General features: G+C 61.7%; 18 protein-coding genes. 2 read left to right on the forward strand and 16 right to left on the reverse strand.

Annotated features, from left to right (window positions below; all coding sequences use genetic code 11):
* Positions 1–4: 4 nt before the first annotated feature.
* The 15 genes from B5F33_RS07375 to rplS all read right to left on the reverse strand — a co-directional run bounded on the left by B5F33_RS07375 (position 5) and on the right by rplS (position 14,255).
* Complete coding sequence (locus B5F33_RS07375; protein ID WP_087411161.1) at positions 5–1,369, reverse strand: M50 family metallopeptidase; 1,365 nt, start codon at positions 1,367–1,369, stop codon at positions 5–7.
* A gap of 16 nt (positions 1,370–1,385) precedes the next feature.
* The gene (gene dxr, locus B5F33_RS07380) at positions 1,386–2,552 is read right to left on the reverse strand and encodes a 1-deoxy-D-xylulose-5-phosphate reductoisomerase (RefSeq protein WP_239284935.1); all 1,167 of its coding nucleotides are present in this window, start codon (positions 2,550–2,552) and stop codon (positions 1,386–1,388) included.
* On the reverse strand, positions 2,549–3,430 hold the full coding sequence (locus B5F33_RS07385) for a phosphatidate cytidylyltransferase (RefSeq protein WP_239284937.1): 882 nt from the start codon (positions 3,428–3,430) through the stop codon (positions 2,549–2,551). Before B5F33_RS07385 ends, dxr begins: the two co-directional genes overlap by 4 nt.
* A gap of 2 nt (positions 3,431–3,432) precedes the next feature.
* The gene (locus B5F33_RS07390) at positions 3,433–4,167 is read right to left on the reverse strand and encodes an isoprenyl transferase (RefSeq protein ID WP_087411215.1); all 735 of its coding nucleotides are present in this window, start codon (positions 4,165–4,167) and stop codon (positions 3,433–3,435) included.
* Positions 4,168–4,221: 54 nt separating this feature from the next.
* Positions 4,222–4,755, reverse strand: coding sequence for a ribosome recycling factor (gene frr, locus B5F33_RS07395; RefSeq protein WP_087411162.1), 534 nt, complete (start codon positions 4,753–4,755; stop codon positions 4,222–4,224).
* 2 nt (positions 4,756–4,757) lie between these two features.
* Positions 4,758–5,480, reverse strand: a complete 723-nt coding sequence (pyrH, locus tag B5F33_RS07400) for a UMP kinase (RefSeq protein ID WP_087411163.1) — start codon at positions 5,478–5,480, stop codon at positions 4,758–4,760.
* Positions 5,481–5,596: 116 nt separating this feature from the next.
* Positions 5,597–6,475, reverse strand: a complete 879-nt coding sequence (gene tsf / locus B5F33_RS07405; protein ID WP_087411164.1) for a translation elongation factor Ts — start codon at positions 6,473–6,475, stop codon at positions 5,597–5,599.
* A gap of 50 nt (positions 6,476–6,525) precedes the next feature.
* Positions 6,526–7,287: a 30S ribosomal protein S2 gene (gene rpsB / locus B5F33_RS07410; RefSeq protein WP_087411165.1), complete on the reverse strand. Its 762-nt coding sequence runs from the start codon at positions 7,285–7,287 to the stop codon at positions 6,526–6,528.
* A gap of 307 nt (positions 7,288–7,594) precedes the next feature.
* Positions 7,595–8,557 carry a tyrosine recombinase XerC gene (locus tag B5F33_RS07415; protein WP_087411166.1) on the reverse strand — a complete coding sequence of 321 codons (963 nt, stop codon included), beginning with the start codon at positions 8,555–8,557 and terminating at the stop codon, positions 7,595–7,597.
* On the reverse strand, positions 8,550–9,878 hold the full coding sequence (gene trmFO / locus B5F33_RS07420) for a methylenetetrahydrofolate--tRNA-(uracil(54)-C(5))-methyltransferase (FADH(2)-oxidizing) TrmFO (protein ID WP_087411167.1): 1,329 nt from the start codon (positions 9,876–9,878) through the stop codon (positions 8,550–8,552). Before trmFO ends, B5F33_RS07415 begins: the two co-directional genes overlap by 8 nt.
* A gap of 16 nt (positions 9,879–9,894) precedes the next feature.
* Positions 9,895–10,848: a DNA-protecting protein DprA gene (locus B5F33_RS07425; protein WP_087411168.1), complete on the reverse strand. Its 954-nt coding sequence runs from the start codon at positions 10,846–10,848 to the stop codon at positions 9,895–9,897.
* A complete protein-coding gene (locus B5F33_RS07430; RefSeq protein WP_087411169.1) occupies positions 10,845–12,362 on the reverse strand; it encodes a YifB family Mg chelatase-like AAA ATPase in 1,518 nt (505 codons plus the stop codon). The genes B5F33_RS07425 and B5F33_RS07430 overlap by 4 nt, the downstream gene beginning before the upstream one ends.
* Positions 12,359–12,844, reverse strand: coding sequence for a YraN family protein (locus B5F33_RS07435; protein ID WP_087411170.1), 486 nt, complete (start codon positions 12,842–12,844; stop codon positions 12,359–12,361). The genes B5F33_RS07430 and B5F33_RS07435 overlap by 4 nt, the downstream gene beginning before the upstream one ends.
* 163 nt (positions 12,845–13,007) lie before the next feature.
* A complete protein-coding gene (locus tag B5F33_RS07440; protein ID WP_087411171.1) occupies positions 13,008–13,796 on the reverse strand; it encodes a ribonuclease HII in 789 nt (262 codons plus the stop codon).
* A gap of 117 nt (positions 13,797–13,913) precedes the next feature.
* The gene (gene rplS, locus B5F33_RS07445) at positions 13,914–14,255 is read right to left on the reverse strand and encodes a 50S ribosomal protein L19 (RefSeq protein WP_087411172.1); all 342 of its coding nucleotides are present in this window, start codon (positions 14,253–14,255) and stop codon (positions 13,914–13,916) included.
* Between the two features lie 273 nt (positions 14,256–14,528).
* Here rplS and B5F33_RS07450 point away from each other — a divergent pair, with 273 nt between their 5' ends.
* Both B5F33_RS07450 and B5F33_RS07455 read left to right on the forward strand, forming a co-directional pair.
* Positions 14,529–17,111, forward strand: coding sequence for an ATP-binding protein (locus tag B5F33_RS07450; protein WP_087411173.1), 2,583 nt, complete (start codon positions 14,529–14,531; stop codon positions 17,109–17,111).
* Positions 17,112–17,382: 271 nt separating this feature from the next.
* On the forward strand, positions 17,383–20,508 hold the full coding sequence (locus tag B5F33_RS07455) for an EAL domain-containing protein (RefSeq protein WP_158095337.1): 3,126 nt from the start codon (positions 17,383–17,385) through the stop codon (positions 20,506–20,508).
* A 96-nt stretch (positions 20,509–20,604) separates the two neighbouring features.
* Here B5F33_RS07455 and B5F33_RS07460 read toward each other — a convergent pair whose 3' ends face one another.
* The gene (locus tag B5F33_RS07460) at positions 20,605–23,142 is read right to left on the reverse strand and encodes a chemotaxis protein CheB (RefSeq protein WP_158095338.1); all 2,538 of its coding nucleotides are present in this window, start codon (positions 23,140–23,142) and stop codon (positions 20,605–20,607) included.
* Between the last annotated feature and the right edge of the window lie 59 nt (positions 23,143–23,201).

The following is a 23,201-nucleotide window of genomic DNA, read 5'->3' on the forward strand; positions in this document are numbered from 1 at the left end:
CCTCCTAGAAGATGAAGCGAAGGATGTCGCCGCGCAGCAGGTAGATGAAGAGCACGGCGAATATGCCGACGCCGACATACGAGATGATGTTTTGAACGCGCAGCGGCAGCGGCCTGCGGATAATCGCCTGGATGATCTCGATGACAAGCTTGCCGCCGTCAAGCGGAGGAATGGGCAGTAGGTTCATGAACCCAAGCGAGAAGGAAATGAGCGCGCCCAGGGTGAGGAACGTCGCAGGTCCTGCCGCGGCGGCCTCGGCAGACATGACCGAGATGCCGACGATTGAAGTGGAGCCGTTCAGGACATCGAGGGTGCGCGAGGGGTTGAGCAGCTGCGCGACTGACGTTGCGGTCATAACCACGTAGGACCCGGCAACACGCGCCGAATCGATGGGGTTGAGGTGTACCACGGTGGTGCTTTCGGTGATGCCGAGCGACTCCCCTTCTGCGACATCGAGGGTCGCGACATTCTGGGCGCCGTCGCGCTCGTAGGTGATGGAGACCTCGCCGGCATCGACACTCTGTGCGGCGTTGACCAGGTCGGTCCACGAAGCGACCGGAGCATCGCCAAGGGCAATGACCGTGTCGCCCGCTTCAAGGCCGGCGGCCTCGGCGGGAGAATCCGCCTGGATAGAGCCGATAACATTGGAGTCGGTGGGAACCGACACGCCTACGATCGAGTAGATGCTCATGAGCAGCAAAAATCCCGAGAGGATGTTCACAGCGATGCCGGCGACGAGCATAAAGGCGCGCTTCCAAAAACCCTTGCCGAGGTAGGTTCGGGAACGCTCCTGCGCATAGAACGCCTCGTCGTCAAGCGTCGGTTCCCAGACGTCGCCCTCCGAGGTTGCGTGCGCGCGGTCGAAGAGCCGTCCATCGTAGATGGTATTACCCGCAGCGTCGCGCGGCATAGAGGCGTACGTCGTCGGATAGTACTTGCTCGAGGGGCCCTCCCCTTTCGACTCGTCGTAGACAGGAGACAGCGACCCCCATCCCATCAGATGGACACAGGCCTCCATAGCTTCATCTTCTGTGATGTCGAGCTCATGGGCGATGTCCTCGACCGACATAGATCCGCGCCGATGCACAAGGCCGAGGACGGCGGGGGCATGCGCTGCCGGCGTGGGATCCATGCCGCAGATCATGGCATAGCCGCCCAGCAGCAGCGGGGTCACGCCAAATTTCGTGCCGACCTTGCGCGACACATGATGCAGGTTGAAGCGACAGGGCAGGCCAAGGAAGAACTCGGTGACGCGCACACCGCAGGCGCGGGCAGCAAGAAAGTGCCCGCCCTCGTGTACGCCCACGAGTACCGAAAGCATGAGAAGGCCCCAGAAGATGGGGCCGATGATGCCAAGCACTGCGTCCATACACACGTCCAATCAATCAGAGCCTGCGGCTTCGCAGCAGGTGCTTAGCCGTGTCGCGAGCCCATGCGTCAATGTCAAGCAGCTGCTCGACGGACTCAACCGGCTGGGTGTCATGCGCGTCGAGGCATTCCTCGACGACTGTGGGGATATCCATAAAACCGCACTCCCCCGACAAAAACGCCTGTACCGATACCTCGTTGGCCGCATTGAGTACGCAGGGCGCCGTGCCGCCGGTGCGACCGGCGTCCTGCGCGAGGCGAAGGCACGGGAAGGCATCGGTATCGGGTGCGGCAAATTCGAGCGAGGCCAGGGTGCGGAAGTCAAGGCGCTCGGCCGGAGTGTCCCAACGCTCGGGGTACGACAGCGCGTATTGGATGGGTATGCGCATGTCGGAGGCACCCAGGTGAGCGATAACCGAACCGTCGGCGAACTCGACCATGGAATGGATTTTCGACTGACGGTGGATGAGGACACGAATATCATCGATGCCGCAGGAAAACAGATGCATGGCCTCAATGCACTCAAGACCCTTGTTCATGAGGGTCGCAGAATCGACGGTGATCTTTGGCCCCATGCTCCACGTGGGATGGTTGAGCGTCTGCTCTACGGTCACCTGGGACAGCTCGTCGCGCGTCATGCCAAAGAACGGGCCACCCGAGCAGGTGAGCCAGATGGCGTAGACCTCGCTGCGGGTTCCTGCCTGCATGCACTGGAACAGCGCGGAGTGCTCGGAATCGACCGGCAGCAGCTGGCCGGGCGCGACAAGAGGCATCAGCAGGTCGCCGCCGATGACGAGCGCCTCCTTGTTCGCGAGCGCCAGACGCTTGCCGCTTCGGAGGGCGGCAAGGCTGGGCAGCAAGCCTGCGGCACCGACCACCGAGACAAGTACGCAGTCGACCTCGTCAAGCGTGGAGAGTTCGCAGAGACCTGCGGTGCCGGTGTGAAGCGTGCAGCCGTCTGGAAGCAGGCTGGCGGCGTGCGCCGCGGCAGCTTCGTCGGTTACGCAGACGTGATGCACTCCGAATTCGCCTGCAGCACGAGCAAGCGACTCGATACGGCTGTGTGCAGAGAGGGCTACAACCTGGAGCCTGTCGGAATGCTTGCGGCAGACGTCGAGCGCCTGTGAGCCCACAGAGCCCGTGCATCCCAAGATCGCCACGCGCATCCGAGCGCGATCCGTCATATAACGCCTCCGATGATCAAAAGAAGCTGAGCGGTGATCGCGCCGAAAATGAGGGAATCGTTTCGGTCGAGCATGCCGCCATGTCCGGGTATCAGGGTACCCGAATCCTTGACACCCACACCGCGCTTGATGCGCGATTCGATAAGATCACCGAATACACCCAGGACGGACACGACGACGCCACAAAGGACGGCATACCAGAGGTCCATTCTGAAGAAACCGGTGGCGAAAAGGATGCACCATACAATGACAGAACCGAGAATTCCGCCGAAGAAGCCTTCCCAGCTCTTATGCGGAGAGATCTTGGGGACGAGCTTGTGGCGGCCGATCTTGCTTCCGACGAGGTATGCAAAGGAGTCGGAAACCCACAGCGAGGCACAGACGCCCACGGTGAGCAGGGCTCCTGGGAAGCCGGGGATGGCGTCACGCAGAAGTACGACCGACGAAAGCATATAGCCTGTGTAGATGGGTCCCATAAGCGTTACGGAGACGTCGGAGATGCGGCAGCGCGGCGAGTAGACATACCAGAGCCCCACCGACAGGACAAGCAGGAAGAGCGCGGCGCTCAAGAAGTATGAGTCGCCAAGCGCCGCAAGCGGAAAGAGCGCCGCGGCAACCAGCCCCAGCGGGGCGTTGGGTACCTTGCCGTCGCGGCGCATCATGTCGAAGAATTCGCTGCAGCAGATCCAGCTTACAACCGCCATGAAGATCGCAGTGCTCAGCGTGCCGCCCAGCAGGCAGCCGATGAAGAGGCCGACATAGATGAGGCCGGAGACGACGCGCGTCATGAAGCGCGCAAGGGCACTCCCCTTTCCAGCTTCAGCCGGCTGCCCCGAGGTCTGCTCGGGACGATTGGTCTGATGTTCCGAAGACTCCATGGTCATCGTCCCTTAGCTGCCGAAAGCCCGCCGAACCGACGGTCGCGGTGCTGGAACGACAGAATAGCGTCGACAAGCCCCCAGCGATCGAAGTCGGGCCAGTAGGTATCGGTGACGTAGAACTCGGCGTAGGCGACTTGCCACAGCAGATAGTTGGAGAGGCGGAGCTCGCCAGAGGTGCGAATGACCAGCTCGGGGTCGGGAAGTCCAGCGGTGTAAAGGTGGTCGGCGACGACATCCTGGGTGATGTCCTCGGGGTCAAGCGTTCCCGCCTGGACGCGCTGGGCGATGAGACGCGCGGCACGCGTGATCTCGGCGCGGCCTCCATAGTTCACCGCAAGCGCGAGCACCATGCCGGTGTGATCGCGCGTCTGCTCAAGTCCGTATTCGAACACGCGACGGGTCTCGTCCGGAAGGGCCTCGATATCGCCAAGGAACACAACACGGACGTTCTCGCGATGCAGAAGCGGAAGCTCCTCGATGAAGGTCTTGGCAAACAGGTGCATGAGCAGGTTGACCTCGGCCTGAGGACGTGACCAGTTCTCGGTAGAAAACGCGTATGCCGAAAGCACGTCGACGCCCAGGCGGACGCACGCCGTAATGATCTCGCGCAGAGATACGATGCCAGCTTTATGGCCTTCACCACGGGAAAGGCCGCGAGACGTCGCCCAGCGGCCGTTTCCATCCATGATGCAGGAGATATGATGCGGAATCCGAGCGCGATCGAGCAGAGACATGTCGATCGTGCTCGGCGGATTCGCAAAGAATGTCTCGAAGGTCGAATCGTCCACCTAGATCTCCATGACCTCAGCTTCTTTAGCCTTCAGAAGCTCCTCAATCTTCGCAATGTAGGCGTCGGTGTGCTTCTGCACCTTAGCCTGCTCACGACGAATCTCGTCCTCGGTGAGCTCCTCGTCGCGGTCGAGGCGGTTGTTGAAGTCGCGGCGAATGTTACGGATGGACACGCGCGCCTGCTCAGCAAGCTCGCGGCATTCCTTGACCAGCTCGCGACGACGCTCCTCGGTGGGCGCCGGGAACGGCAGACGAACGACGTTGCCGTCGGAGCTGGGGGTGATGCCCAGGTCGGAGGCAGCGATGGCCTTCACGATGGCGTTGAGAAGCGCCTTGTCCCACGGCTCGACCATGAGCATATGGGCCTCGGGGACCTTGACGGCAGCGACCTGCGTGATGGGCGTGGCCACGCCGTAATAGTCGACCGTGATGTCGGAGAGGATGTTCGCGTTGGCGCGGCCGGTGCGGACCTTCGAGAAGTTGTGCTTCAGAGCCTCGATGGTCTTATCCATGTGTTCGGTGATGTCTGCCATGTCTAATCCTCCTGTACGACGACGGTACCGACGGGTTCGCCCTTGAGGGCGCGCTTGATGTTGTCTTCGCCCTCGATGTTGAGCACGATAATCGGCATGCTGTTGTCCTGGCAGAGGGCGGCGGCGGTGGAGTCCATGACCTGGAGCCCCCGCACGAGCACCTCGTGATAGCTGATGTTGTCGAAACGCTTCGCATCGGGATGCGAGACGGGGTCCTTGTCGTAGATGCCGTCGACCTTCGTCGCCTTAAGCAGGCAGTCGGCCCCGATTTCGCAGGCGCGCAGGGCGGCCGCGGTGTCGGTCGTGAAGTACGGGTTGCCCGAGCCTGCGGCAAAGATCACGATATCGCCCTTTTCCAGGTGGCGCATCGCACGACGACGGATGTACGGCTCGCAGACCTCATTCATCTGAATGGCGCTCATGACGCGGCAGGAGCTTCCGGTGCGTTCGAACGCATCCTGAAGCGCGAGGGCGTTCATAACGGTCGCGAGCATGCCCATGTAGTCTGCCTGAGCGCGATCCATGCCCTGAGCCGCACCCGCCATGCCACGGAAGATGTTGCCCCCGCCAACGACGATTCCCACCTCGACGCCGTCGTCAACAAGGTCTTTGACCTGACGAGCAAGACGATCGGTGACTTTCGGGTCGATGCCGTAACCGCCATCTCCCATGAGGGCCTCACCGGAGAGTTTGAGCAGCACGCGCTTGTAGAGATACGTGGACAAGGGTCCTCCTTACATCGAAGCTTGCACCATCATAGCAAAGAAGCAGATAGCACTCATGAAAAAGCAGGCTATAGGCGGAAACCTATAGCCTGCTTGCATGTCATCTCTAGGAGATGCTAGTTGTTGTTCTCGCCACGCTCGAGACGGTCGAAGCCAACGACGGTGATGGTGTCGCCAAGCTCCTTGCTGACCTGGGCAGCGTACTGGTTGATGGTCATGCTGGAATCCTTGATGAACTCCTGCTCGGTGAGGACGCAGCCCTTGTAGAACTTCTCAAGGCGGCCAACAGCCATCTTCTCCTGGATGGCCTCAGGCTTGCCGGACTCAGCGGCCTGCGCCTTGTAGATCGAAACCTCGTGATCGATGACGTCCTGCGGGACATCCTCGCGCACGGCGCAGATCGGCGCGGTGGCAGCGACCTGCATGGCAACGTCATGGGCGAAGGTCTTGAAGGTCTCGGCGGAAGCGGTCTCGGGCTTCTCGAAAGCGAACTCGACGAGAACGCCGATCTTGCCGCCCATGTGAATGTAGCTGGAGATGGCACCGTTCTGCGGCTTGCGCACGGCAAAACGGGTGATCTTCATGTTCTCGCCGATCACGTGGATGAGCTCGGTGAGTGCAGCCTCGACGGTCTCGCCGTCCATCTCGGAAGCAAGCAGGGTCTCGACATCAGCGGGCTCGGTGTCGGCGACCTGCTGGGCAACGCGGGCAGCGAAGCCGGTGAACTTGGGGTTGGAGCCGACGAAGTCGGTCTCGCAGGCAACCTCGACGAGCGCGCCGGCGTGGGCGTCCTCGGAGACATAGGCGCCGATGGCACCCTCGTTGGTGGCACGGCCGGCCTTCTTCGCAGCGGCGGCAAGGCCGTTCTTGCGAAGAACGTCAACGGCGAGGTCCATGTCGCCGTCGGCCTCGACGAGGGCCTTCTTGCACTCCATCATCGGAGAGTCGGTCATCTCGCGGAGCTGCTTGACCATTGCGGCGGTGATCTGAGCCATGGGTGATCCTTTCAATCTATGACGAACGTTCGTGTAGATGCGGATACGTGCTACTCGGCAGCGGGGGCCTCAGCGGCCTCGGCCTCGGCTGCGGGAGCGGTGCCGACCATCTCGGCCTCGGTGACCTGCTCCTGGCCCGTGCCGGACAGGCAGGCGTCGGCCATGAGCTCGCACATGAGGGTGACGGCGGAAATGGCGTCGTCGTTGCAGGGGATGCCGTAGGTGACCTCGTCAGGATCGGAGTTGGTGTCGATGAGGGCGACGACCGGGATGTTGAGGCGACGGGCCTCCTTGATGGCGTTCTCCTCGCGCTTGGTGTCGATCACGAAGAGAGCTGCGGGCAGACCCTTGAGGTCGCGGGCACCACCGAGGTTGGTCTGAAGCTTCGTGAGCTCCTTGCCGAGGACAGCCTGCTCCTTCTTGGGCAGCACGGCCATACGACCGTCGGCGACCATGGCCTCGAGCTCCTCCATGCGGTTGATGCGGGAGCGGATGGTGACGAAGTTGGTGAGCATGCCGCCCAGCCAACGCTGGTTGATGTAGGGCATGCCAGCGCGCTCGGCTGCGGCCTTCACCGGCTCCTGGGCCTGCTTCTTGGTGCCAACGAACAGCACCTTGCCACCCTTGGCAGCGTTGCGCAGGAAGGTATAGGCAGCGTCGGCGTTGACGATGGTCTGCTTGAGGTCAAGGATGTAGATGCCGTTGCGCTCACCGAAGATGAACGGCTTCATCTTGGGGTTCCAGCGACGGGTCTGGTGGCCGAAGTGGCAGCCGGCCTCGAGCAGGGTACGGATGTTGATCTTGGTAGCCATGTAAACCTCCTGTGGTTTGCCTCCGCGCGGGGTCGGCCTCCCGCGATCACCCCGGATATGGCTCGGTCCGGGGCACCACGACGTGGGAGTAGCCGCGCGTGTGTGATGAACATGCTGCCGCCTGTGCGGCAACCTTATGCATAATAGCAGCTGCCGGCCGCAATGCAACCGGCCAAGACATAAATACAAAATCCCCCTGTGGGGTTACCCGCCGGTTACCCGCCGCGCACCTCCGGGATGTCTGCTTGCTCGGCGGGCTGCTTTTCTTCGGACGTCTCCCCGAAACAGGTCGCTTCTGCCCCCTTCCTTACCCTCGTGGGTGCGCCTGCCGCACGGCTGCCTTGAGGCGGTCGGGGGTGAGGTGCGTGTAGAGCTGCGTGGTCGAAAGGCTTGCGTGTCCCAGCAGCTCCTGGACGCTGCGCAGGTCGGCGCCGCCGGCAAGCAGGTCGGTCGCAAACGTGTGCCGCATCGTATGGGGCGTGACGTCGGGGGGAAGCCCCGCTTTGCGCGCGAGGACGCGAAAGCGATAGCGGAGCGAGTCGGCGCTCATCCGCTTTCCGTGGCGGCCTATGAACAACGGATGGTGGCCGGCAACATCCTCGGTTGCCTTTGCCTGCGCGAGGAGACGTCCACGCGGACCCGACAGATAGGACGCGACCGCCTGCCATGCCCGTCGATAGACCGGAACGATGCGCTCCTTCGACCCCTTGCCGAACAGGCGCACCGTGTGCTCCGAGCGGTCGAATGATTCGATATCAAGACCGGACAGCTCTGAGATACGAGCACCGGTGGCATAGAAGAGCTCAAGCATGGCAAGGTCGCGTGCCCCCTCGTCCGTGGAGGGATCAGGAGCGTTAAGGAGCCGCGCCATCTGCTCATGGGTGACGGTCGTGGGCAGAGAGCCAGGAACCTTCGGGGTCTGGATGGTCGACGCGACATCGGTGTCCACGAGCCCCTCGGCAAGCGCCCATCGGAAAAAGGAGCGAATGGCCGAAAGGTGTGCCGCCACAGTGCGCGGCGCATAGCGAGCCGCCTTGAGCTCGGCGAGGTATCGTCTGAGCTCACGTACGCTCACGTGGAGCGCATCGACGCCGTGGCGGCGGGCCCAAGCTGCAAACGCATCCAAGTGACCCCGGTAGGCCCTCACGGTCTGGGGGGACATGCCCTCCATCTGTGCAAGATAGGCAAGGAACCGCTCGGAAGCATCCTCGAAGGGCGACGTCGCGGCAGAGCCGTCGCACGCTGGTGAACCTGAAGGGTCCTTATGCATGGAACAGGTCCTGGCGCGTGGCGAGATAGCCGTCCAGATCGTGCAGGGCTCGTTCCGCGTAGGCGGCGTAGCGCTCCCGCTTGCCGCGGCGGCGTTTGTCGACAAGAGGCGGCACCAGGCCGAAGTTCACGTGCATGGGCTGATAGTCCTGCGTCTCGGGGTCGGTGGCATAGTTGACAAGCGAGCCGAGCGCGCCGGTGCGGGGAAGCTCGACGGCAGGCAATCCCTCAAGCTGGGCATAGGTATTGAGCGCCGCGAGCAATCCAGAGGCCACGGCCTCCATATAGCCTTCGGTGCCGGTGATCTGCCCGGCGAGGCGCACCGTGGTGCCGGGGACGGCAAACGTGCGGTCAAGCACGTGCGGGGCGTCTACGAAGGTGTTGCGGTGCATGACGCCATACCGGAAGAACTCAGCGTTTTCCAAACCCGGGATCATGCGGAAGACGCGGCGTTGCTCGGGGAAGGTCAGGTTGGTCTGGAATCCCACGAGATTGTATGCGGTGCGCTCGGCGTTTTCGGCGCGCAACTGGACTGCAGCCCAGGGCCGCCTGCCGGTACGGGGGTCGGTGAGACCCACCGGCTTCATGGCTCCAAAGCGAATGGCATCCAGGCCCTTTCGCGCGACCTCCTCTGCCGGCTGGCACGCCTGGAAGAGATCCCCGCTTTCGAAGTCCTTGAGAACCACGCGCTCGGCGCCGACGAGCGCCTCGATGAAGGACTCATATTCTTCGCGATTGAGCGGTGCGTTGAGATAGTCCCCCTCCCCTGCCTCGTCATAGCGCGATTGGGTGAAAAGAATATCCATATCAAGCGTCGAGGCATCGACGATGGGCGCCGCGGCATCAAAGAAGGCAAGGGACTCGCCGCCCACGAGCTCATGCAACGCCTCGCTGAGGGCGGGCGAGCAGAGCGGGCCCGCTGCAATCACGACCGGGCCCGCGGGAACCGTTTGAACCTCCTCGTGGCGCACCTCGATGCGATCCTCGGCGGAAACGAGGGCCTCGACCTCGGCGGAAAAACGCTCGCGGTCAACGGCAAGCGCGCCGCCTGCAGGAACGGACGCGCGCTCGGCGCATGCAAGAAGGCAGGAACCCATGCGGCGAAGCTCCTCTTTGAGCAGGCCGGCGGCCGAGTCGAGCCGCGTGGCCTTGAAGGAGTTCGAACAGACGAGCTCGGCAAGGTGGCCGGTGTGATGCGCCGGGGATGAAACCTTGGGGCGCATTTCGTAGAGGGTTACCGATACGCCGCGCCGAGCGAGCTGCAGCGCACACTCGCTTCCGGCAAGTCCTCCGCCGATGATGGTCACCGTCTGTTCTGCCATGAAATCCGTCCTCGTGTCATCGTTTCGTTTGATTGCTCACATTGTGCCCGAACGACGTCTGCGCGTGAAGCGTCGTCTCGGAAGCACCATAGCGGCCATCGGGCAGCTGAACGACCAGACCCTTGACGACGAGGGAGCCTATGAGTTGTAAGCCTGAGAACGTGTCGAGCTTGGCGACGCGCGCGATGTCCTCCGAGCGCAGCGGCGACGCAGTCAAGGCCTCAAGCACTGCTCGCTCGGCGGGGTCGCGCGTCGGAACCGCACCGGTGTGCGCGGCTGTTCGTCGCAGCGTACCGAAGATACGCGAAATCGCAACATCAAGCGACGCTTCATCGGCAATGCAGCACGCGCCCTCAGAAATGAGGTAGTTCGTGCCTCGCGACTGGGCAGAGAAGATGGAGCCTGGGACGGCAAGGACCTCCCGGCCAAGCTCTAGAGCCGTCTCTGCTGTTGAAAAGGTGCCCGAGGGAAGCCCCGCCTCGCCTATGAAGGTGGCCAGGGATAAAGCGGCGATGACGCGGTTGCGGCGTGGAAAGGCCCACCGTCGAGGCTCGGTGCCCCAGGGGTCTAGCGAGATGATGGCGCCGCCAGCGGCAAGGGTACGCTCGAAGAGCGCCGCGCTCGCCCGCGGATAGACGACATCGGCGCCGCATCCCAGCACGATGACGTGCTTGCCGCCGCGCTCGAGCGACTCGAGCCCGCCCGCTTGGTCGCATCCGATCGCTCCTCCCGAAACCACCAGGACGTCAGCCTCGACGGCGAAGCGCGCTGCCATCTGAGAGGCTGCGATGCCGTACGGTGTGGCCACGCGCGACCCTATGATGGCGAGCGCCGGCCGTCCCAAGAGCGTGGGGTCTCCGCGCCCATAGATACGCTGAGGAGCATCCGAAAGCTCCCGCACACACGACGGGTAGTCTTCGGAATCGCGTTCGATCACCCATCGGTCACCATGTCCGTACGCTGCGGTCATTGCTCTCTCCTCCCCTGGTAAACTGCCGCCTCCAGCACATGCTGAGATGTCACCTGTTCCGATTCCTGCACGTCGGCGATGGAGCGGGCGATGCGTCCAAGCCGCATGATGCCGCGCCCGGTCAGGTGTGTGGCCCGCGCCATAGAGAGCACGGTCTCCTGGGCGTCGTCGGCAAGCTGGAAGCGCTGCGCCACGGCATCCATGACGGCGCGCCCTCCGCAGGCCAGGCGGTCCGACGCCTGCGAGCGCGCCTCCCGCCAGTGACGATACGCGCGCCCAGTCTCGACGAGGCGGGCCAGGTCGTTCGACGTGGCGCCCTCGGCTCCTTCCAGGATCACCTGGGGATCGGGTCTATGGACATCAAGCACCATATCGATGCGGTCCATGAGAGGCCCTCCCAACTTCGACCGATAGCGTTCGACCGCAGCGGGCGGGCAGCTGCAGGGTATCTCGTCGTCGCCCAAGTAGCCGCACGGGCAGGGATTGCTCGCCGCGAGCAGTCGGAATCGGCACGGGAAGCGATAGAGCCCGTCGGCGCGCACGATCCGAACCTCATGGTCCTCCATGGGCTGCCTGAGCATCTGCAACACATGCGACGGGAACTCCGCAAGCTCATCCAGAAAGAGCACGCCACCATGGGCAAGCGAGACCTCCCCGGGCCGCACCGGCCGCCCTCCGCCAACGAGTCCCGCCGCCGATACGCTGTGGTGCGGGCTGCGAAATGGCCGATGACCCGCCAGAAGTCCCTCGATGCGCTCACCGGCGACCGAGTGTATGCATAGGGCATCCTGAAGCTCATGGGATTCGAGTGGAGGAAGGATCGTGGTCAAGCGCCGGGCAAGCATGGTCTTTCCCGATCCCGGGGCTCCGATCATGAGGACCCCAAGGTCACCTGCCGCAGCAATCGCAAGCGCTCGCTTGACGACCTCCTGGCCCAAGACATCTGAGAAATCGATCGCGGCATCTTCGTCGGTCGCAGCGGTGCGCTCGGGGACTGCGCGGACAGCGTCCCGGATTCCGTGCGAAAGTCCATGAAGCCGGGCGAGGCAGGAATGTGCGACCCCGTCGAGTGCAACGTGTTGGCCGCCGAAGGCCCCGATGAACTCCAGGCCCGAGTCGCGTGCAAGAATCTGATACGCCACCTCGCCGTTCACAGGGGCTATATCCCCGTTGAGCGCAAGCTCGCCGGCAAAGAGGCATTCATCGATGCCGTTCAAGGGAATCTGTCCAGAAGCCGCCAGGATAGCGATGGCTATCGGCAGATCAAGGCTCGAGCCGGTCTTGCGAACGTCTCCTGGCGCAAGGTTGACCGTGATGCTCGCACGGGGCACCTCGAAGCCTGCCGACCTGAGCGCACAGCGAATTCGATGCCGCGCATCCATGACGCTGCTGTCCGCCATGCCAACGAGGACGATGCTCGGCAGACCGCCGGATATGGACACCTCGACGGTGACCGGCTGAGCCTCTACGCCTCGGATGCAGGCGGCATGCACGGCGTAGACCTGGGCCGTCATTGCTCGGCCTCCCACTGAAAGACATCGATGTGGTGCACGATGTCCGCATCGCTTCCGCCATGAATGGTGAGCGCGACCACATCGAAGCGCAGCGACATGACAGGAAAATGGTCCATGATGTAGCAGGCTGCGATACGTCGATAACGCTGGCGCTTCTTGTAGTTCACCGCCTCTTCGGGAAAGGTGCCGTCACCTTTGGGGGCGCGCCGCGTCTTGACCTCGACAAGGACGATCTCCTCCGTTACGGGGTCGTAGGCAATGAGGTCGGCCTCGCCTTCGGGACACCGATAGCTGTGCTCCAGCACATCGTATCCGCGGGCTTCGAGATAGCTTGCTGCCAGAAGCTCGCCTAACGCCCCCAGCTCGCGAGAGCTCAGCGTGGAGACATCCTGGGGATCGAGGTCTCCCAATGCATGCACGCCTGCATCTGCAAAGTCGTCATAGCTCCTTGATTCGGAGTGCTTGAGATGGTCCTGTGACATGGCCGCTCCTTTCCACGGGGTGGCCTCATCATCCAGGCCGGCCCTTACAGGATTCGTCGGTCTTTCTTACACAGACTTCTCCTCGATCTGCATTGATTCTTACCACGGGGGACTGTCGGCAGCTACTCCGTCTGATCGGTGCGACGATACGGGGGGCGGCGCGCTAAAACAGCCGTGCGGTTTCCAGGAAGTTTCCACAGAAGCTCACGCGGTGCTGGTCGGTAAGCCCATGCTCGCGGATGGCGGCGATATGTTCGGGCGATGCGTATCCCTTACACTGTGCGAAGTGGTAGGCGGGGTACTCGGTGTCAAGCTCGACCATCAGCTCGTCTCGGGTCACCTTAGCCACGATGGAAGCCGCGGCGATGCAGGCGACGGTGGCGTCACCGTGTACCACGTCGCGCTCGTGCTCAACGGCGTGAAGCGGATTGCCGTCCATGAGCACGCAATCCGGCTCAAGGCCCGTGTCAGCGACGGCGCCAGCCACCGCACGGCGCAGCGCGGCGGCCATACCGATCTCATCGATCTGCGCGGCGGGAATATGGCAAATGCCGACGGCGCGTGCCACCTCGGCGATGCGTGCGGCCAGAACCTCGCGGCGTGCCGGACTCAGACGCTTGGAATCGTCGAGACCCCAAATGAGCGGCTCGTCGGGAAGGCAGACGGCGCAGACGGTAAGCGGACCTGCCACAGAGCCGCGGCCGACCTCGTCGACGCCCACCACAACACCTTCGCCGCCGAGCTCCCTCATCGAGGTATAAAGGCCGCGCACGCGCTCATGCTCGGCCTGTTCTCGCTCAAGTCGGCGCTTCGCGCGCTCGCAGGCTTTCATGACCTGCACTCGGGGGTCCTCACGATATCGCTCGATCAATTCGGGAAGGTCTTCAAGCGGCGCGCTTCCAAGCTCCGCGGAGATTTGTGCGGCCGGAGCCGAGCTTGTCATGTTCGCCATGTCTCCCCTCCTGATTCCTATGCCTGGTTTGGAACGTACGCGTATGAGCATTGTTGCACGCGCTATGAAAAAGGGCCACCCGAAGGCGGCCCTTGGCTTTGCGATGTGAGTCTCGACTTAGCGCTTCTCGGGAATACGAGCAGCCTTGCCAATCTTGTTGCGCAGGTAGTACAGCTTGGCGCGACGCACGCGACCATGACGCACGACCTCGAGCTTGGCGATCTTGGGGCTGTGAAGCGGGAAGGTGCGCTCGACGCCGATGCCGAAGGAGATCTTACGAACGGTGAAGGTCTCACGCGAGGAGCCGCCGCTCATGCGGATGACGTCACCCTGGAAGACCTGGATGCGCTCGCGGTCACCTTCCTTGATGCGATAGTGCACCTTGACGTTGTCACCGACGCGAACCTGCGGAAGGTCCTCACGGATGTCCTGACGCTCGATGGCGCGAATGTAGTCCATAGTTTCCTCACTCTTCTAGAGGTGCCGCACGCGTGCGCCGGCACGTAGGTTGACAAACGAGAACATATTATACGCAAGGTCGCAGGTGGTGCAAGCAGGAATTTGCCTTCTCCACAGGCATGTGGAGCAATGGTGAGCGACGTTGTGCATCATGCTCTACTCCCCTGCTCAGACGTTGCCGATATCGTACCGCAATGCGTCTGACGAGGCGTCGGCCAACCTCAACTACAATAGAACAGACTTTTACCCCTCCCACATCTTTGAGAGGACGCTATGGACGCAACACAGATCCACGAACCCTCCTCGGGCCGAAGGATGATGACGGCCATCGCCATCGTCCTTGCGCTGCTCACGGGATTTGGCGGATATCACCTGTTGCGAAACACCATTCTCTCGAATGCCCGCGGATTCGGCGACCAGCTTGCCCGAAGCTTTGCCGCCGAAGAGGAGGTGAGGCTCGAGGCGATGAGCCTTATGGTGGTAAACGGCGCAAACGACCTGGATACCCTGATGTCGTTCGGCGCGACCGAAGCGGACTTTCAGCGTCGCCTCGACGTGCTGGGCTCCTCCACGTCCCGTGTGCTTGACGGGGTGAGCACCAGCCCGTTTCTCATCGTCGACGGATCGATCATAACTTCAAGCTCGGAAACTGCGGCAGACCACGCCGACGTCGATCGAGAGGCGTGGTATCGGGAACTTCGAGAGCAGAACGACCCGGTCATGATCTCTGACGCTTACCAAGGACGCGAAAGCGGCGCAGAGCTTCTTACCATCGCGACCCTTGTCGACGGGAAGGCGGACGTGCTGGGCATCGATGTCCCCGCAGGACAGTTCGAGGCGCTCAACAGCAGGTTTGAGCTCCCTGCTAACTCATCGTATTTCCTGTTCGACGGCGCCGGTGAGATCGTGGCGGCCGAAACGTCGGTCGATGTGGGCGACGGCCTGTCCGATGAATACATGGACCGCCTGGGGGAGAGCGTTCTTGCCGGCAGACTTGATGACGAATCGACCACCTATGTGGGCACGGTCGGCGAAGAGCGCAGCATTTTCTATGCTGAGCTGGAAAACGGATGGTTGTCGGTCATAACCATACCGACCTCGGAAGTGCTCAGCAGCGGCTGGGATGAAAGCCTTACCGTGCTGGCGGGCATCTGCCTGGTGCTCACGATCGTCATGGTTGGCGTGCTGGTTGCCTACCGGGTGCGGTCGGCACGCCTGCGCAAGGTCACCCATACGCTTCAGATCCTGGGAAATACCTTCTACGCAATCTACCTCATAGACTATAAGCGCGGCACGTATACCTCGATCAAGTCGCGCCCCGAGATCGCCGCACAGCTGGGAAAGCGCGGCAGCTACCGTCGATTCCAAGAGACGATGCGCACCGTTATGGAGCCGAAGACCTTCGAGGGCTTCAAGGAAAGCTTTTCGCTTGAGAACATGGCTCGCATAGCCGCCGAAAACGTGCAGCAGTTCGGCGGAGAATACCGACGCTACATAGACGGGGTACCTCGCTGGACCAGCATTCGACTCATCGCGGACCCCATCCTTTCGAAGCATGAGTTCATCCTGTGCTTTCGATTTGTCGACGACGAGTTGCGCGAGCGCGCCCAGAGCGTCGAGCTCCTGGAGAGCTCACTTGCTGCGGCGCGCGAGTCGGCAAAGCGCAAGGAGATCTTCTTTAGCAATATCTCTCACGACATGCGCACCCCGCTCAACGCCATCATCGGGCTGACGCGCCTGCTCCGCGAGCATATGGATGAACCTCAGGAGGCCGAGCGCTACCTATCGCTTGTTGAGGATGCGGGCGAGCAGCTGAGCGGCCTTGTGGGCGATGTCCTTGATATCTCTCACAGCGAGCACGTCGCCAGCGGCGTGCTCCACGTGGAGACAACGGACCTGGCGGAGGTCATCGAACGCGCTGTCGCACCCTTCCGCGATCGTGCGCAAGCGGAGAACAAACAGATCGACGTGTCGATTGAAACGGCGCATACCGTCGTCAAGGCCGACGCCCGCCGCCTGCGGCAGGTGCTCAACAACCTGATCTCCAACGCCTTGAAATACAGCTACGCGGGCGCTCGCGTGACCATTCGTCTGGACGCCGAAGAGCGCGACGAGAGCGATACGCGTCGCACGCGTGGGTATCGCATCATCGTTGCGGACACCGGCATTGGAATGTCGGAGGAATTCCTCCCCCACCTCTTCGAGCCCTATGCACGAGAAGAGGTCTTCGCGCCGCGCGGCATTACGGGAACGGGGCTTGGCATGCCCATCGTCAAGAACCTCGTAGAGCAGATGGGCGGCACGATCGACGTTGAAAGCACGCCGGATGTTGGCACGACATACTACCTGAACATCCCCTTTGAAACGGTGGAGAACACAAGCGCCCCCACCGACGCCGGTGCTACCACAGCTGCGTCTGTAAACGCAGCCTGCGACGACAATCGGGCAGACACCCCCATCACCGCCCTGGTCGCCGAGGACAACGTTGCCAACACGATTATCGTGCAGTCCCTTCTTGAGTCGCTGGGTGCGACCGTCGTCTGTGTGGAGGACGGACAGGCCGCGCTCGAAACGTTTGCGGAATCGGAGGAAGGCGCCTTCGACGTCATCCTCATGGATATGCAAATGCCTCGCATGGACGGCGCGGAGGCGACGCGGGCAATCCGGGCGCTCGATCGCGCGGACGCCAAGACCGTCGGCGTGGTGGCGGTGACTGCAAGCGCGTTTGCCGACGACGTGGCCCAAGCCATGCGTGCGGGCATGGATTCGTTTACAACCAAACCGCTCTCGCTCGACGGCCTCAAACACGCTATCGAGGAGGCGCTGCGCCGGCGTCGCAAGAACAACCATGTATAAGCCGTTGACACATAGACGTGGCGGTATTCCCTGCATGTCCCTGTAGTTGACAGGACGAAAATAAAGGTACCCCTCCGCAACAATCAACTATAATCGCCCTAGACGCATTCGCGATGAGCCTGCACCGCGGCGCGTCCGATCGTAAGGGGCGGCCGTGGGCCTAGAACATGCATCTCGACATACCAGCGTCGAAGAAGCGACGCAGCGCCACACGGCGTCTGCCGCGATGCATCCCCATGCCGAAGCTCCTGCCCCTACGAACGCGCCTGAAATGTCCCGTACAACTTCGCCTGCCGATTACGCGCTGTGGTGCCATGTGCTTCTGGGCGAGCTTGATGCCGAGCTTTGCAGCTATGACCTCGCCACGACCACGCTGACCGTTCATTTTCTTGATGACCTCGGCATCATGCAGACGCGATCCTACGTGCATATGCCAGGCGTCGCCGTCGACGCGGGGCACGTGCATCCCGATTCCATCTCGACCTTCTGCGACATATTTCAGCGCCTAGAAAACGGTGAAGACGGCGTGCAGGAGAACGTCATGCTCCTGAGCAGGCGCAACAATGCGTTTGGATGGTCGAACATCTCGTTTCATATGCAGTATGACGATGCCGGCACGCCGGTGCGAGCGGTCGGGCTACGGCGTGACCTCGAGAACGATGAAGGCGTCCAATCGTGGTATGGGGAGCTTCCTGAAGCCCTCTGGCCGGATCTGGTTCGCACGGGAACGATCAACCTTGCCACCCGCATGATCGACGCCGCCCTGGTTCGACATCACGACAGCGCGAAGCTGCTCCGCAACATATCGCTCGAAGAGGGTATGCGGCGCATCGAGGTCTCCCTCTGCGGTTCGGTGGCTCTCGAGGCATACCGCCAGTTGCTCGACCCCGAACGTCTTGCCAAACGCTTCGAGGAGGGACGTCGCTGGTCGGTCGGCTGGTTTCGCATGATAGACGGCGGGGTCGTCAAACCGATGCGCATCGCCGTGAACGTGCGCAAAGGAAACCGTGGCAATCTGGTCGCCAGAACGTTTACCAGCTGCGTGCAGAAGCGCGACCACTGGGAGTCACAGACCGACCTATCCTGTATGCGCGATGCCGAGAGCCTTCTGTATCGTCGGGACTACGCACGCGTGCTCGTACCATCGGTCTTGCGGGAGGTTGACGCCGGGTCGCTCAGCTCGCTGTCGGTGATTCAGATCATCGAGCTCGAGCCTATGCCCAAACGTCTCAAGGCCGACCTTGCATGCGCTATCGGTGTGTTCCTTGGCGTCGATTGCATTCCCTATCGATTTGACGAAGAGTCCGTGGGCGTGCTCGTTCCCTCTGCGGGCTCCGACGATGAGCTATGGCATCGTCTTTCCGACGCCATAGCGGCCGCACGGGCAAGTCTCGTCGATGCCGATCAAGCGGATTCGCGGCGGTTGTCGAACGTTCGCATCATTGCCGAGTCGATCTATGCCACACCCGACTATCTTGATATCGTTTCGGCGGCGGATATGGCCCGATCTGCCTGCGAGCGGCGCGCGACGGCGCCGGACGGCCTGGCAGCCGACTTCGTACAGCCTCCGGTTTCTCAATACGAGCTGCTCGAACAGGGTGGTTCTTCAACGAGCGACCGTGTGGTCGACAACCCCATGGCACTCGGCTCGTTAAGCGACGAAGAGATTCGGGCGTTTGCGCTCATTCTTTCGACCATGTTGAATTCCGGCTCAACGCGTCAGGCTATCACCGCAGCACTGCGTGGGCTTGGGATGTACCATGGTGCGCGTCGTGTCTACCTCGTGATGGTGAACGCTCATGACGGCTTGCTCAACATTCCGTTCGAATGGTCGGATGCTGGGACGATGTCGATCAAGGGCAGGCTGTCGGATACCCCGGCGCTGCGGTTCCCCTTCATTGCGCGCAACATCGGGGCGACCCATCCGGTCTATGTGAGCCGTCCTCGCATCCAGACCTATGCAGACGAGGGCACGATTAAAAACGATACCTGGCGATTTTGCATCGTGCCGGTTGAGGCAGACCATGAGGTGTCGCTTGCCATCTGCATCGATGACCCAACGCGTCATTTCGATAGCTGGGAGCTTGACCGCGCCCTTGCGGCACGCGTTTTCCGCGAGTGGAGACTCTTGCGGCATAGCCGGCACGGCAACCAGGAACATTCGCTGCAGGCGGCCGGCGAGCTGCCGGGACGTCATGACCTTGAGCGTACGATCGGCGAGGCGCTTGGAGAAGGATGGAGCTCGTGCGGGGCTTTGGCGATCTGCGTCCCTCATCCGGACCAGCTTGTCAAGGCAAAGGGACTTACCTACGCCATAGAGGTCGTAGCTTCCATCAAGGGGGCACTGAGCGCCCTTGACGATGAGAACGCAGCCTATCAGATCTCTGACACCGAGTTCGTGGTGCTCTTCTCCGACGTCTCGTATCGCACGTTTGTTCAGCGGTGTGCGGAGATTCGTACCATGCTCGTCACAGCGCATCCGTCGGCCATTCATGTTGGTAGCGCTTGGACCGGTATTCCGGCAGAGGTGCGCAACGTTGTGGACGAGGCGCTCGCCATCGCGCAGCACGACAACGGCCTGGCGTATGACGGTCTTGGAGCTGCGAACAACGTCACGCGTCTTGATGATGTGGAGCAGGAGGGCGCCGAGCACGCTCTTGGAGCGAACATCGCCGAGCGATTCGTCGTGTACCTGCAGCCAAAGATCGACGCGCGCAGCGGTCAGATCGTTGGGGCCGAGGCGCTTGCCCGCTATGTTGATGTCGACGGACGGCCAATCTCTCCCGTCACGCAGATCGACCATCTTGAGCGCAGCGATGAGGTTGCCGCGCTCGACTACTACGTATTCGACGAGACTCTGTCGCTCATGAGCGAATGGAAAGAGCGGGGCTATTCCACGATTCCGGTTTCTACCAACTTCTCGCGCGCCACGCTGCTCAGTCCGACCTCGCTTGCGTCGGTGCTGGCCATCATGAGCCGTCATCCAAACGTCGCCCCCGATACGCTGGAGATGGAAGTTACCGAAAGCGCGCTCGACCTGGGTACCGTAACGCTCAACGAGCTCGTGAGCCGCTTCCGGTCGCTTGGGCTGCGAATCGCCCTCGACGACTTCGGCTCCCACTATTCAAGCATGTCGGTGCTGGCAAACGTGACGTTTGACACGATTAAGCTCGACCGAAGCTTGGTATACGGCCTTCCCGACAATCCCGTGTCGGCGAGCATGGTGAGAAGCATCTCCGAGATCTGCCACGAACAAGGCATGGCGTGTGTGGCCGAAGGCGTTGAATCCAAGGCCCAGGCCCGTATGCTCATTGATGCGGGATGCCCGATATGTCAGGGGTTCTACTACGACAAGCCCCTGCCGCCCGATCTCTTCGAGGAGAAGTACCTCGTCTAGAGTATGCGTCTTCCCTGCCGTGATGCAGCGCTTTGCACGGCGACCCGAAGATAGCTGTGGGCGGGCATCGGTGCGGCGCGATGCCCGCCCACGTGCCTATCTTTGGGCTCGTTCCCCGGCACCCAGGCTGTCGATTATGGTGATGACAAGCCCCTTGATGCTGTTTTCCGTTGTACGGTACGGCGCGATACGAACGGTATAGCACTTGCCGCTGAGGGCCTCGACCTCGCGATCGATAGGCGTCAAGTCACGCAACACCTGCTGAGCATCGCCCACGATATCCTCTCTCGGGAAGCTATGGGCAAAGATCTGGATGGGGCGCCCCACGTCATGGTCCATGAGCTGGAACTCGCGCCCTACGTACTCGGTGAACTTGCGAATATTGAAGTTCTCATCGATAAACAGGATGCCGATCATCGTCGAAGACAAGAAGTTCGAAAGGTCGTTCGTGGTCATCGTAAGCTCGTCGACCTTTTGCTGATACTCGGAGTTGACGGTGTAAAGCTCTTCGTTCACCGACTGAAGTTCTTCGTTGGAGCTTTGCAGCTCCTCGTTCGCGGTGAGCAGCTCTTCATTTGCGGCTTGAAGCTCCTCGTTGACCGTCTCGAGCTCGCCGATCGTCGACTGCAGGTTGCTCTGCGAATCGCGAAGCTCGGCTTCGAGGTCCGCGATGCGGCGGGCGGTGGTCTTGTCGATGTCGTACTTCTCAACAACGCCCGTAGGCGAGCTCAACCGATGTTCTACGAACAGCATCGCCGTCAAGGTAGCCTCGATGTTTCCCGGCATGGGGATGGGCTGTGCGATAAGGTCGATGACCCTGGTTCCCGAGGGGCAGTCCACGCTGATGTCCTGGTAGGTCACCGCGGTGTTCTCGCTGCGGCTGCGGGACAACGCCGTCGATGCCGCAAGGGAAAGCCCCGGATTGATGATGGTGAACAGGTTGAAGGTCGCCTTGCCCGGCGCGATGGCCACGTACTCAAGGTAGTCCCCGAAGAAATGGATGACGTCGTTTGCCTCGTTGACAATCACAGAAGCAGGCAGGAAACGCTCGAGGAACTGCGTGTAGATGTTCTCCAGGCCATAGTCGGTCTGGCGTTGCCGCTCGATATGCTGGGTGCGCGGCGCGACGGAGGGTACAGCGGGAATGGTGAAGGTGGCAGGTGAGGGCCCTTCCATCTTCCCGGTCCCGTTGTGGATGTAGATCTTCTCAGTCGAGCAGGCCGGCTGGAAGATGTTGGGGTATTCGTTAGCCGTCTCGCTTTTTCCCAGGAACAAGTAGCCGCCGTTTTTCAGCGCGGAATGGAAGATGGCGAACAGACTTCGCTGCAGCACCGGCTGGAAATAGATCATGACGTTGCGGCAGCAGATGAGATCGAGCTTTCCAAACGGAGGGTCCGAGAGCATGTTGTGCGGCGCAAAGATGACCATCTGGCGGATCTCTTTCGAGATGACATACGTGTCGCCGCGCTTCACGAAGAATCGGGCCAAGCGCTCAGGAGAGACGTCCTCGATGATGCTTTCGGGGAAGACGCCCTTGCCGGCACGCTCAATCGCGCTCACATCGATATCGGTCGCGAAGATCTTGATGTCGCGACGCACCTGCAGCTCGTCAAGTACCTCTTTAAAGAGGATGGCGATGGAGTAGGCCTCCTCCCCTGTCGAGCAGCCGGCGCTCCAGACACGGATGGAGTCCTCAGGGATACTGGCACGCACGATAATATTGATGACGGTGTTCTTCAGCACTTCAAAGAACGGCGCGTCGCGGAAGAAGCTCGTGACGCCGATAAGAATCTCTTTTGCAAGCACGGCGACCTCATCGGGATTCTCGTCGAGCGAACGCGCATAGTCGGCAAGGCTGGACGCATGCGTGACCATGATGCGGCGCTCGATGCGACGAATCACCGTCGAGCGCTTGTAATGCGTAAAGTCGATATCGCGCCGTTTTTTGAGCTCGCGATAGATGAGGGACAGGCTTTCTTCGTCGGTGAACAGCTCCTCTCCCGAGCTCGAAACGAGGTTCATATGGAAGCGTGCGAAGTTGACGATCTCGGCGGCGATTTGCTCTGGCGGCAAGACCCAGTCCACGAGGCCCGTCGAGATGGCGCTGCGCGGCATGCCGTCAAACTTCGCGCTTTCGGGATTCTGCACGATCGCGATGCCGCCCGCCTCCTTGACGGCGCGGATGCCCGAGGTGCCGTCGCTGCCGGTGCCCGAGAGCACGACGGCGACCGCACGCTCGTGGCACTCCTCGGCAAGCGATGAAAAGAAGATGTCGATGGGGTGATTCAGCACCTGGTGGTCGTAATCGGCAAGATGTAGGCGACCGCCGGCGATCGTCAGGTTTTTCTTGGGCGGAATCAGGTAGACCGTGTCGGCCTCCACCTTGCAGCCGTCCTCGGCCTGCACGACCGGCATATCGGTCTGTTTGCCAAGAATCTCGGACATGAGGCTGCGATGGTCGGGAGACAGGTGTTGGATGACGACGTACACCGCTCCACTCTCCGTTGGAAGCGAGGCAAAGAGCTCCTGCAGCGCCTCCACCCCGCCCGCTGACGCCCCGATGCCGACGACGAACGGCGCGCGCCCACGGTTGTGCCCGCGCTCTGCGGTACTCTGTTCCACTTGTTGTGCCATATTCCAATCCTTTCCGTCCCCATACGAGACGTAACTCGCCTTTTTCATAGTGCGCTGAG

This window comes from Collinsella sp. An2 (assembly GCF_002160065.1).
Lineage (GTDB): Bacteria > Actinomycetota > Coriobacteriia > Coriobacteriales > Coriobacteriaceae > Limicola.